Consider the following 12,401-nt stretch of genomic DNA (forward strand, 5'->3'; position numbering starts at 1 on the left):
CGATACGGTGCCGTCCCATCCATCGGGGCCGATCGCCGTGTTCCCCCCGCCCCTCGTCGAAAGCGACCGTGGTGAGCCAGACAGCAGCCCCGCCGGCCCCGGTGGACACCGCACCCCCCACCCATCTCCCCGTGTACGCGCCCGGTGAGCTGGCCGCGCTCGCCATGCGGCACGGGCTGACCGTCAGCGGGGCCCGGCCGGGGCTCGGTGAGTACGTCCGGCAGCTCTGGGGGCGCAGGCACTTCATCACCGCCTTCGCCACAGCCAAGCTGACCGCCCAGTACAGCCAGGCGAAGCTCGGCCAGATCTGGCAGATCATGACCCCGTTGCTCAACGCGACGGTCTACTACTTCATCTTCGGCATCCTGATGAACACCAAGCACGGGGTCCCCGACTACGTGCCCTTCCTCGTCACCGGGGTCTTCATCTGGACCTTCACGGCCAGCTCGATCACGGCCGGCACCCGGGCCATCAGCGGCAACACCGGACTCGTCAGGGCCCTCCACTTCCCCCGCGCGTCCCTGCCGATCGCCCTGGCCATCCAGCAGCTCCAGCAGCTGATGTTCTCCCTGGGCGCGCTGTTCCTGATCCTGCTGATGTTCGGCCAGTACCCGCAGCCGTCGTGGCTGCTGGCGATCCCCGCGCTCACCCTGCAGGCCCTGTTCAACACCGGCCTCTCGATGGTCATGGCCCGGCTGGCCGCGAAGACCCCCGACATCGCCCAGCTGACGCCCTTCCTCCTGCGCACCTGGATGTACGCGTCCGGCGTCATGTGGAGCCTCGACACCCTGCTCACCGCCGACCGGGTACCGCGCCTCGTGCTGCTCGCCCTGGAGTGCAACCCGGCGGCCGTCTACATCGACCTGATGCGCTACGCCCTGATCGACAGCTTCAGCGGCACGCAGCTGCCCCCGCACGTCTGGGCCATCGCCGTGGGCTGGGCCCTGTTCTGCGGCATCGGCGGATTCGTCTACTTCTGGAAGGCCGAGGAGAGGTACGGACGTGGCTGACACCCTCGACACCCGTGTCCCCACCGTCGTCGTCGACGACGTCCACATCACCTACACGGTCAACGGCGCCCGCACCGGAAAGGGCAGCGCCACCTCCGCCCTGAACCGGATCGTCTCCCGCGGGCAGCCGCGGGGCGCACGCCAGGTGCAAGCGGTGAAGGGCGTCAGTTTCGCCGCGTACAAGGGCGAGGCCATCGGCCTGATCGGCTCCAACGGCTCCGGCAAGTCCACGCTCCTCAAGGCGATCGCGGGACTGCTCCCCCCGTCGCAGGGACGGGTCCACACCCAGGGCCAGCCCTCGCTGCTCGGTGTGAACGCCGCCCTGATGAGCGACCTGACCGGGGAACGGAACGTCGTGCTCGGCGGTCTGGCCATGGGCATGACCCGAGAACAGATCCGCGAGCGCTACCAGGACATCGTCGACTTCTCCGGCATCAACGAGAAGGGAGACTTCATCACCCTGCCCATGCGGACCTACTCCTCGGGCATGGGCGCCAGGCTGCGCTTCTCCATCGCGGCCGCCAAGAGCCACGACGTGCTGCTGATCGACGAGGCGCTCTCCACCGGCGACGCGAAGTTCCAGCGGCGGAGCAAGGACCGGATCAAGGAACTCCGCGAGGAGGCCGGCACGGTGTTCCTCGTCAGCCACAGCAACAGGTCGATCACCGAGACCTGCGACCGGGCGATCTGGCTCGAGGCGGGCACCCTGCGGATGGACGGCCCGGCCAAGGAGGTCGTGGCCGCCTACGAGGAGTTCACCGGGCCCGTGAAGCCGGGGAAGGCCGGGAAGCCCAAGAAGTGACGGCGGGAACCCCTACGCCGTGAAGCCATGAAGCAGTGAAGCCATGAAGCCGTCCGCCGGACGGGCCACAGGGGCCCGCCCGGCGGACGGCTTCGTCAGCGGCCCGGCCGGCCGCTCCGGATCACGCGTGCGTACGCAGCAGGGTCCGCATCGTCCTCATCGCCACCGACAGGTTCGCCAGGTCGAAGGACTCCGACGACCGGATCTCCTCCAGGGTGGCCCGCGAACGCGCCAGGATCGCGGCGTTCTTCTCCTCCCAGGCCTTGAACCGCTGCTCCGGCGACGACGTGCCGTTGCCGACGGCCAGCACGTCCGCCGTGAGCGCGGCGTGCGCGGCGTAGAGGTCCTCGCGGATGGAGGCGCGGGCCATGGACTGCCAGCGGTCGGCCCGCGGCAGCTCGATGATCCGGTCCATCAGCTGCGTGATCCCCAGCCGGTCGGCGAGGTCGTAGTACACCTCGGCGACGGCCAGCGGGTCCTTGTCCGTACGGTCGGCGATCGCCACGATGTCCAGCGCCGGGAAGGCCGAGGAGAAGCCGGCCACCCGCACCGCGAGCTCCTCCGGGACGCCCACCGAGGTGAGCTCGTCGAGGATCGACCCGTACCACTCGATGTCGGCGCCCCTGAGCAGCTTGGGCAGCTCGTTCCAGACGCGTTCGACACCCTCGCGGAAGAAACCGATCGTCTCCGCGATCTCCACCGGCTGGGGCCGGTTGCCGAGGAGCCAGCGGGATCCGCGCTCGACGAGCCGGCGCGAGTGCAGCCGGATCCGGGTCTGCACGTCGGCGGCCACCGTGTTGTCGAGCGCCTCCACGGCGTCCCACACGGCGGAGAGGCCGAAGATCTCGCGGGCCGCGAACTGGGCCCGCACGATCTCCTCGAGCGATGCCCCGGTCTCCTCCCGCAGCCGGTGCAGGAACGTCGAACCGCCGGTGTTCACCGTGTCGTTGACCAGCACCGTCGTGATGATCTCGCGGCGCAGGGCGTGCCCGTCGACCGCCTCGGGGAACTTCTCGCTCAGCTGCTTCGGGAAGTAGGCGTGCACCAGTTCCTGCAGATGCGCGTCGTCCGGGAGGCTGGTGGAGATCAGCTCGTCGGCCGCCGTGATCTTGGTGTAGGCGAGGAGCACGGCCAGTTCCGGCTGGCTCAGGCCCTTTCCGTGGTTCAGCAGTTCGCGGATCTGCCGGTCGTTCGGCAGGAACTCCAGCCCCCGGTCCAGGTGCCCCTCGCGGCCGAGCCGGCGCATGAAGCGCTGGTGGGCGTGGAGGAGTGACGGTGCCTGGGCGCAGGCGTTGGCGAGCGCGGTGTTCTGCGCGTAGTTGTTGCGCAGCACGAGCTGTCCGACCTCGTCGGTCATCTCCGCGAGCACCTTGTTGCGCTGCTTCACGGTCATGTCGCCGTCCCGGACGAGACCGTTGAGCAGGATCTTGATGTTCACCTCGTGGTCGGAGGTGTCCACACCGGCGCTGTTGTCGATCGCGTCGGTGTTGATCCGGCCGCCGGCCCGGGCGAACTCGATCCGTCCGAGCTGGGTGGCCCCGAGGTTGCCGCCCTCACCGACGACACGGGCCCGCAGGTCCGCCCCGTCGACGCGGATCGAGTCGTTGGCCTTGTCGCCCACGTCGGCGTTCGATTCGGCCGTCGACTTGATGTACGTGCCGATGCCGCCGTTCCACACCAGGTCGACGGAGGCCTTGAGGATGTTCTGCATCAGCTCGGCCGGCGTCATCTTGGTGACCTTGGAGTCGATGCCGAGCGCCGCGCGGATGTGCGCGTTGACCGGGATCGACTTGGCGGACCGCGGGTGGATGCCACCGCCCGCGGACAGCAGTTCCTTGTCGTAGTCCGCCCAGGAGCTGCGCGGCAGGTCGAAGAGCCGGCGCCGCTCGGCGTACGAGGTGGCGGCGTCCGGGTCCGGGTCGATGAAGATGTGCCGGTGGTCGAAGGCCGCGACCAGCCGGATGTGCTCGGAGAGCAGCATCCCGTTGCCGAACACGTCACCGGACATGTCACCGACGCCGACGACGGTGAAGTCCTCGGTCTGGGTGTCGTGGCCCAGCTCGCGGAAGTGCCGCTTCACGGACTCCCAGGCGCCGCGGGCGGTGATGCCCATGCCCTTGTGGTCGTAACCGGCCGAACCTCCGGAGGCGAAGGCGTCCCCGAGCCAGAAGCCGTACGCGACGGCGACGTCGTTGGCGATGTCGGAGAAGCTCGCGGTCCCCTTGTCGGCGGCGACGACGAGGTAGGTGTCGTCCTCGTCGTGGCGCACGACCTCCGCGGGGTGCACGACCTCACCGGTGACCATGTTGTCGGTGATGTCGAGCAGGGCCGAGATGAAGATCTTGTAGCAGGCGATGCCCTCGGCAAGCCAGGCGTCACGGTCCACGCCCGGGTCCGGCAGCTGCTTGGCGACGAACCCGCCCTTCGCGCCCACGGGCACGATCACGGTGTTCTTGACCATCTGCGCCTTGACCAGGCCGAGGATCTCCGTACGGAAGTCCTCCCGGCGGTCCGACCAGCGGAGCCCGCCGCGGGCGACCTTGCCGAAGCGCAGGTGGACACCCTCGACGCGCGGCGAGTAGACCCAGATCTCGTACGCCGGCCGCGGCGCCGGCAGGTCCGGGATGGCCTGCGGGTCGAACTTCATCGAGACGTAGTTGTGCGGCTCGTGGTCGTCGGCCAGCTGGAAGTAGTTGGTTCGCAGCGTGGCCTTGATGACCGTGAGGAACGACCGCAGGATCCGGTCCTCGTCCAGCGACGCGACCTGGTCGAGGGCCCCGTCCAGCTCCTCCAGCAGACCGTCCGTCAGCTCCGTGCCGGCCTTCTGGCGGGTCGGGGACATCCGCGCCTCGAAGAGGGACACCAGGAGGCGGGTGGTGTGGACGTTGTTGCGGAGGGTGTCCTCCATGTAGTCCTGGCTGAAGGTCGAACCCGCCTGGCGCAGGTACTTCGCGTAGGCGCGCAGCACCATGGCCTGGCGCCAGTCGAGCCCGGCGCCCAGGACAAGGGAGTTGAAGCCGTCGTTCTCCGCCTCGCCGGTCCAGATGGCGGCGAACGCCTCCTGGAAGCGGGCCCGCGCGTCGTCCGCGAGGTAGTCCCCGTTGCCCGTGGCCTTCTTCGGCAGGCGCAGCCCGAAGTCGTAGATCCAGGCGTGCGTGCGGTCGGCACAGCGCAGCTCGTACGGGCGTTCGTCCACGACCTCGACCCCGAGCCGCTGGAGCGCGGGGAGGACGGCGGAGAGCGAGACCTGTTCGCCGGTCCGGTAGATCTTGAAGCGGCGCTCGTCGGGAGCGGCGCCGACCGGCTCGTACAGGCTGAGCGCGAAGTCCTTGCGCTCACTCTTGAGCGCCTCCAGGTGGACCAGGTCGGCCACGGCGGCACGCGGCGAGTGGTCCGCCTTGTAGCCCTCCGGGAAGGACTGGCCGTAGCGGCGCAGCAGCTCGGCGGCGCGCTCCTCGCCGCACTCGGCGTTCAGCGCCTCCTGGAAGCCGTCGGCCCAGGAGCGGGCGGCCTCGACGAGGCGCGCCTCGATGCGGTCGGCGTCCGCGTCGGTGAGGTGCGGGAGCTCGGTGCCCGGCGGGACCCGGACGACGAAGTGCAGCCGGGAGAGGATCGACTCCGTGTTCCAGGCCGTGAAGTCGACGCTGGTGCCGCCCAGTTCCTCCTTGAGGATGTCGATCAGGCGGAGCCGCACACCGGTGGTGTAGCGGTCGCGCGGCAGGTAGACGAGGGCGGAGTAGTAGCGCCCGTACTCGTCCTGTCGCAGGTAGAGCCGGAGCCGGCGGCGCTCCTGGAGGTACAGCACGGAGGTGACGATGGAACGCAGCTGGTCGACGGGCGTCTGGAAGAGCTCGTCGCGCGGGTACGTCTCCAGGATCTGGAGCAGGTCGCGGCCGTCGTGGCTGTTGGGCGTGAAGCCCGCGCCCTCCAGCACCTCGGCGACCTTGCGGCGCACCACGGGCACCCGGCGCACCGACTCGGTGTACGCGGCGGAGGAGAACAGGCCGAGGAAGCGGCGCTCACCGACGACGTTGCCCTCGGCGTCGAACTTCTTCACCCCGACGTAGTCCAGGTAGCTGGGGCGGTGCACCGTCGCCCTGCTGTTGGCCTTCGTCAGGACGAGCAGCCGGTGCTCACGCGCCTTGGCCCGGGCGTCGGCGGGCAGCCGGTCGAAGGAGGGGCTCACCGGGTGCGCCTCGTCCTCGCTGTGCTTCGGGTCGGAGCGCAGGATGCCGAGTCCGGTGCCGGGGACGGCCGTCAGCGCGTCGGAGTCGCGGAGCTCGTACTCCCGGTACCCGAGGAAGGTGAAGTGGTCGGCGGCGAGCCAGCGCAGCAGCTCACGGGCCTCCTCGATCTCCTCGTCGCCCAGCTCGTCGAGCGGCTCCCCGCCGAGGTCGTCGGCGATCCGCAGGGCGGCGTCGTGCATCTTGTCCCAGTCCTCGACGGTCTCCCGTACGTCGGACAGGACACGGAGCAGGTCGGCGGTGATCTGCTTCAGGTCCGCGCGGTCCGTCTCCCGGTCGATCTCGACGTGGATCCAGGACTCGACGAGCGCGTCGTGCGGCAGCTCCGCCCGGGCGTCCTTGCGGCCGTCGCCCCGCTTCGCGCCGTCACTCCTGGCCGGGTCGTCACCGAACACCTCGATCAGCTTGCCGGCGACGTCGCGGCGGACGATGACCTGCGGGTGGATCACGAGGTGGATGCCGCGGCCCTGCCGGGACAGCTCGTTGGTGACCGAGTCCACGAGGAAGGGCATGTCGTCGGTGACGACCTCGACGACGGAGTGGCTGCTGGTCCAGCCGTTCTCCTCGACGGTCGGGGTGTGCACCCGGACGTTCGCGGTGCCCTGCGGACGGTTCTCGGCCAGCCGGTAGTGGGAGGAGGCGGTCCCGAAGACGTCGACCGGGTCACGGTCCTTCACGTCCTCCGGAGCCGTGTGCAGGTAGTAGCGCTGGAGATAGGCGAGGAGCATGTCGTGGCCCGGCCGCCCGTCCCGGCCGGCCTCGGCGCCGTCCTCCGCTCCGGCGCCGGCGCCTTCGGCGAGGTGAACCCGGAGACCGCCACCCGGGCCGCCGACACCACCGCCCGGACTGTTGTCAGCTACCCGGGCCGCCCGTGCGAGCAGCTCGGCCTTGGCTTCGTCCAGCTTGGTCTGCATGTCCTCTGGCTCCTGTCGCGCGCCGTTGCGTGACGTAGGTGTAAAAGGCGACGTAACGCCACGACGCGGGGTTTCCGGTCTGGGTCGACGCTATGCCGCCTGGGGAGATACCCGGGGCCATATCGGCCATTTTCGGCAGACGGCCCGGGATGCGGAGATCACGCATCGCCCGGGTGCTGTGGCACTCCGGGCGCAGGCCGGGGGCTTCGCTGCCCCCGAGGCGTATCGCGCTGATCACCGCACCAGGCTATCCCCCCTGCACCCACAACCGTCATGAGCCGCATATGTACAAAAGAAGGCCTCGAACTTTGACACTCTGGACATCGCACAGGATCGTTCCCGCACGTAAGGACACACACCCGGGCAGAGGCACTCGGCGGCCGCCCGGCCCAGGAGTCAGTCAGCCATCAGTTCGGCCAGCGCGACCGCTTCGGCCAGGGTGTCGACCACGGGCACACCCGCCGCCTCCAGGCTGCCGCGGCTGTGCGAACCACCGGTGTAGAGCACGGCGCGCGCACCCACGTGGGCGGCCGCCACGGCGTCGTCCACCGCGTCACCGATGACCACCGCGGATTCGGGGGCGATGCCTCCGAGCACCTCGAAGTGGCGCGCCATGTGCTGCGCCTTGCTGCCGCCGGAGGGGCCGGTACGCCCGTCGACCCGGACGAAATGGCGCTCGATGCCGTATCCGCGCACCACCGGGACCAGGTGCTCGTGGCCGTACATGCTCAGGATCGACTGACTGCGGCCGCCGGTGCTCCACCGGCCCAGCAGTTCCTCGACGCCCTCGGTCAGTCCGCAGGCCGCCCGCTGTTCGGTGTAGTGGCGGTGGAAGAGGCCGTCCATCCGCTCCCACTCGGCGGGCGTGGGGAGCCTGCCCATGAGCCGCTCGTAGAACTTGGGTATCGGCACGCAGTACGTCTCGCGGTACTGCTCCAGCGTGAGCGGCGCCAGGTCGACCTCCGCGAAGGCGGCGTTCGTCGCGCCGAGGACCGCGGAGATGTCGTCGAGCAGTGTGCCGTTCCAGTCCCAGACCAGATGGGTGCGGTGCTTCCCCGATGTCGCCATGGAGAGAAAAATACCCGTCCGGTACGACAGTCACCCGGGCACGGGTTCAGCCGATCAGGCCCGGGATCTCCTGGATGCCGAACCACAGGAGCTCGTGGTCCTCCGCGCCGTCCACGGTGAACTGGGCGTCGTCGTCACCGGCGTCCGCCGCCCCCAGCGCGGCCGCCGCCTCGGTGACGTCCTTCTCGGCGTCGTCCGCGTCCACGTGCACGGCCGCGGCCTTCGCGAGCGCCACCGCGTCAGTGATCCGCACCTCGCCGAGTGAGGACGCGTCCAGGATCCGGTCCGGATCGGCGACGGCCGCCCCGTCCGGCACGTCGAGGGCGACGACGACCCGGCGGCGCGTCTCGTCCGGCCTGCCCGCGATCAGCCTCAGCGACGCGGAGGCCGCCCGGTTGAGCGCCGCGTACTCCAGCTCCTCGATGTCGTCGGAGACGTACCACTCACGCAGGCCGGGCGTGACGGCGTAGGCGGTGAGCGGCCCCGGTCCGACCTCGCCCGCCGCGTGCACCGCGGCGAGACCGGAGAGGGTCAGAGGGACGTACACACGCATGGCTGACCGCTTTCGTAGTCGATGACGCCCTCAGGATACGTGCGACGTCCCCCATCGGGGTCGACGATCCGCCCCCGGCCGTCCACCCCGCGACGGCCGTCACCCCCGCCCCTCCCTTGCGGCACGGGGCCCGCCACCCGGATAGGTGATCTCGCCCGCCGCCCGGCCGGACCCGCCCGCCGCTTGCGGGGCCCGCGACCGGCCCCGTAGAAGATCCCCAGCAGAAGTTACCGCCCGGTACTCGCCGGGCTCCGGACATCAGCCACGGGGGCTATGAGCATGAGCACGGACAGGACGAGGCCGGCCGGCCGACGCGACCGCACCAGGCCGGGCACCGTACCGCCGCAACGGCCCCGGAGGCCGCTGCGGCCGCACCAGTGGTTCGCCGAACGCCTGCTCGCGGTGCTCAGCGGCCAGCGCCCGGTGCACTGGATGCTCGGCCACACGATCGGCGAGGCCTACGACCAGCTCGCCGAACTCGCCCCGGACACCCCTCTCGGCGCGGGCTCCAGGCGCCCGGTCGTACGCACCTGCCACGGCAGCCGGCCGGCCACCGGCGTGGTCGAGGCCTTCGCCAGCATCGCCACGGGCGAGCAGGTCCGCGCCATGGCCTTCCGCCTGGAACAGGGCCCCGACCTCCGCTGGCGGTGCGCCGCGATCGATCTGGGAGGCGAACGCCTCACCGCGGTCAGATAGCGGGGCCGCGCCGCTGCCGGTCCCACAGGAACGCGGCGGGGCCACTGCCGGTCCCGCCGGAACGCGCGGCGGCGATCGAGGGCATGGCCGCCGAAGCCGCACAGAGGCTCCAGCGGCCCGCGGACACCCTGCCCGTCCCTCGGTGCCCGCCGCCCCGCCGCGGGCCCGGAGGGGCCCGGCAAAACGGCCTGGCCCGGACACCGAGCGGTGTCCGGGCCAGGCCGACCGTCCTTCTGCCTCGCGCTACTTCTTGCGGCGGCGGCCACCCGTGCTCTTCTGCGCCTTACGGCGCTCCGCACGCGTCATCCCGTCGCCCTCGGACCGGGCACCGTCGTCGTTGGCGAAGTCGCCCTCGACGACGCCGCCCTCGCCGTCCACCGTGGGAGCGGAGAAGTGCAGCCGGTCCGGACGCTGCGGCGCGTCCAGGCCCTTGGCGCGGATCTCGGGCCGGCCCGCACCGGCGGCCACCGGCGCGTCCTGCTTCTCGAGGGACGTGCCCTCCTGCACCGGGACCTCCTCGACCTGCTGCTCGACCTGGACCTCCAGGTTGAACAGGTAGCCGACGGACTCCTCCTTGATGCCCTCCATCATGGCGTTGAACATGTCGAAGCCCTCGCGCTGGTACTCGACCAGCGGGTCCTTCTGCGCCATGGCCCGCAGGCCGATGCCTTCCTGGAGGTAGTCCATCTCGTAGAGGTGCTCACGCCACTTGCGGTCCAGGACGGACAGCACCACGCGCCGCTCCAGCTCACGCATGATGTCCGAGCCGAGCGTCTTCTCACGCTCCGCGTACTGCTCGTGGATGTCGTCCTTGACCGACTCGGCGATGAAGTCCGCGGTCACACCGGCCAGGTCGCCCGCGGCCTCCTCGAGCTCCTCGACCGTGACCTTCACCGGGTAGAGCTGCTTGAACGCGCCCCACAGCCGGTCGAGGTCCCACTCCTCGGCGAAGCCCTCCGCCGTCTCCTGGCGGATGTAGTCGTCGATCGTGTCGTCCATGAAGTGGCGGATCTGGTCCTGGAGGTCCTCGCCCTCCAGGACGCGGCGGCGCTCGCCGTAGATGACCTCACGCTGCCGGTTGAGCACCTCGTCGTACTTCAGGACGTTCTTACGCGTCTCGAAGTTCTGCTGCTCCACCTGCGACTGCGCGGAGGCGATCGCCCGGGTCACCATCTTGTTCTCGATGGGGACGTCGTCGGGGACGTTCGCCATCGACATGACGCGCTCGACCATCTGGGCCTTGAACAGGCGCATCAGGTCGTCACCCAGCGACAGGTAGAACCGGGACTCGCCCGGGTCGCCCTGGCGGCCGGAACGACCGCGCAGCTGGTTGTCGATGCGCCGCGACTCGTGCCGCTCGGTGCCCAGCACGTACAGCCCGCCGAGCTCCTTGACCTCTTCGAACTCCGCCTTCACGGCGTGCTCGGCCTTCTCCAGCGCGGCGGGCAGGGCGGCTGCCCACTGCTCGACGTGCTCCACGGGGTCGAGACCGCGCTGGCGCAGCTCCGCCTCGGCGAGGTCGTCCGGGTTGCCGCCGAGCTTGATGTCCGTGCCTCGGCCGGCCATGTTCGTGGCGACCGTGACCGCGCCCTTGCGCCCGGCCTGGGCGACGATCGTCGCCTCACGGTCGTGCTGCTTGGCGTTGAGGACCTCGTGCTGGACACCGCGCTTCGAGAGCTGCTGCGAGAGGTACTCGGACTTCTCGACGGAGGTCGTGCCGACCAGGATCGGCTGCCCCTTCTCGTGCTTCTCGGCGATGTCGTCGACGACCGCGGCGAACTTCGCGACCTCGGTGCGGTAGATCAGGTCCGACTGGTCGGCGCGGACCATCGGCCGGTTCGTCGGGATCGGCACGACGCCGAGCTTGTAGATCTGGTGGAACTCCGCCGCCTCGGTCATCGCCGTACCGGTCATGCCGGAGAGCTTGCCGTACAGGCGGAAGAAGTTCTGCAGGGTGATCGTGGCGAGCGTCTGGTTCTCGTCCTTGATGTCCACCCCTTCCTTCGCCTCGATGGCCTGGTGCATGCCCTCGTTGTAACGGCGGCCGGCGAGGATACGGCCGGTGTGCTCGTCGACGATCATGACTTCGCCGTCGATGACGACGTAGTCCTTGTCCTTCTTGAAGAGTTCCTTGGCCTTGATCGCGTTGTTGAGGTAACCGACGAGCGGGGTGTTCACCGACTCGTAGAGGTTGTCGATCCCCAGCCAGTCCTCGACCTTGGCGACACCGGGCTCGTGGATGGCCACGGTCCGCTTCTTCTCGTCGACCTCGTAGTCGCCGGTCTCCTCGATGCCCTTCAGCGGGTTGCCCGCCTCACCCCTGGTGAGACGCGTGACCAGCTTGGCGAAGTCGCCGTACCACTTGGTGGCCTGGTCCGCCGGACCGGAGATGATCAGCGGCGTACGGGCCTCGTCGACGAGGATCGAGTCGACCTCGTCGACGATGGCGAAGTTGTGGCCGCGCTGGACGAGCTCCTCCTGGGACCACGCCATGTTGTCGCGGAGGTAGTCGAACCCGAACTCGTTGTTCGTGCCGTACGTGATGTCGCAGGCGTACTGCTCACGGCGCTGGGCCGGAGTCATGTTGGCGATGATGCAGCCGACCTCGAGGCCGAGGAACTTGTGCACCCGGCCCATCATCTCGGAGTCGCGCTCGGCCAGGTAGTCGTTGACCGTGATCAGGTGCACACCCTTGCCGGAGAGCGCGTTGAGATACGCGGGCAGGGTGCCGACGAGCGTCTTGCCCTCGCCGGTCTTCATCTCGGCGACGTAGCCGAGGTGCAGGGCGGCACCGCCCATCATCTGGACGTCGTAGTGGCGCTGTCCGAGGACGCGCTTCGCGGCCTCACGGACGGTCGCGAATGCTTCGGGAAGCAGGTCGTCCAGGCTCTCGCCGTCCGCGTACCGTTCCTTGTACTCGTCGGTGAGCGCCCGCAGCTCGGCGTCGGAGAGGTTGACGAAGTCCTCTTCGATGGAGCTGACCTGGTCCGCGATGCGGTGCAGTTTGCGCAGGATCTTGCCTTCGCCTGCACGCATGAGCTTGTTGAAGACGGACACTGAGGCTGGTCTCCTTGCCGGTCGGGCCTGGCACTGGGTCGTGTGATGGACTCTGGC

The 12,401-nt window shown here is 69.6% G+C and carries 7 protein-coding genes; 3 read left to right on the plus strand and 4 right to left on the minus strand.

The window, feature by feature from the left end; translation table 11 throughout:
• The first annotated feature begins 68 nt into the window (after positions 1 to 68).
• Positions 69 to 1,010 (plus strand): ABC transporter permease, encoded by a 942-nt coding sequence (locus OG488_RS14845; protein WP_329229512.1) that lies wholly within the window; start codon positions 69 to 71, stop codon positions 1,008 to 1,010.
• Complete coding sequence (locus tag OG488_RS14850) at positions 1,003 to 1,812, plus strand: ABC transporter ATP-binding protein (RefSeq protein WP_329229513.1); 810 nt, start codon at positions 1,003 to 1,005, stop codon at positions 1,810 to 1,812. Before OG488_RS14845 ends, OG488_RS14850 begins: the two co-directional genes overlap by 8 nt.
• Before the next feature lie 121 nt (positions 1,813 to 1,933).
• Here the strand turns inward: OG488_RS14850 and OG488_RS14855 are convergent, their stop codons facing one another.
• The 3 genes from OG488_RS14855 to OG488_RS14865 all read right to left on the minus strand — a co-directional run bounded on the left by OG488_RS14855 (position 1,934) and on the right by OG488_RS14865 (position 8,591).
• Positions 1,934 to 6,970: an NAD-glutamate dehydrogenase gene (locus tag OG488_RS14855; RefSeq protein WP_329229515.1), complete on the minus strand. Its 5,037-nt coding sequence runs from the start codon at positions 6,968 to 6,970 to the stop codon at positions 1,934 to 1,936.
• 396 nt (positions 6,971 to 7,366) lie between these two features.
• Positions 7,367 to 8,038 (minus strand): HAD family hydrolase, encoded by a 672-nt coding sequence (locus OG488_RS14860; protein WP_329229516.1) that lies wholly within the window; start codon positions 8,036 to 8,038, stop codon positions 7,367 to 7,369.
• 46 nt (positions 8,039 to 8,084) lie between these two features.
• A complete protein-coding gene (locus OG488_RS14865; protein WP_329229518.1) occupies positions 8,085 to 8,591 on the minus strand; it encodes a DUF6912 family protein in 507 nt (168 codons plus the stop codon).
• Between the two features lie 279 nt (positions 8,592 to 8,870).
• Between OG488_RS14865 and OG488_RS14870 the strand changes: the two genes are divergently transcribed.
• Complete coding sequence (locus OG488_RS14870; RefSeq protein ID WP_329229520.1) at positions 8,871 to 9,287, plus strand: Rv3235 family protein; 417 nt, start codon at positions 8,871 to 8,873, stop codon at positions 9,285 to 9,287.
• A gap of 243 nt (positions 9,288 to 9,530) precedes the next feature.
• Here the strand turns inward: OG488_RS14870 and secA are convergent, their stop codons facing one another.
• A complete protein-coding gene (secA, locus tag OG488_RS14875; protein WP_329229522.1) occupies positions 9,531 to 12,344 on the minus strand; it encodes a preprotein translocase subunit SecA in 2,814 nt (937 codons plus the stop codon).
• Positions 12,345 to 12,401: the final 57 nt, after the last annotated feature.

This window comes from Streptomyces sp. NBC_01460, from assembly GCF_036227405.1.
In the GTDB taxonomy this organism is placed as follows: Bacteria; Actinomycetota; Actinomycetes; order Streptomycetales; family Streptomycetaceae; genus Streptomyces.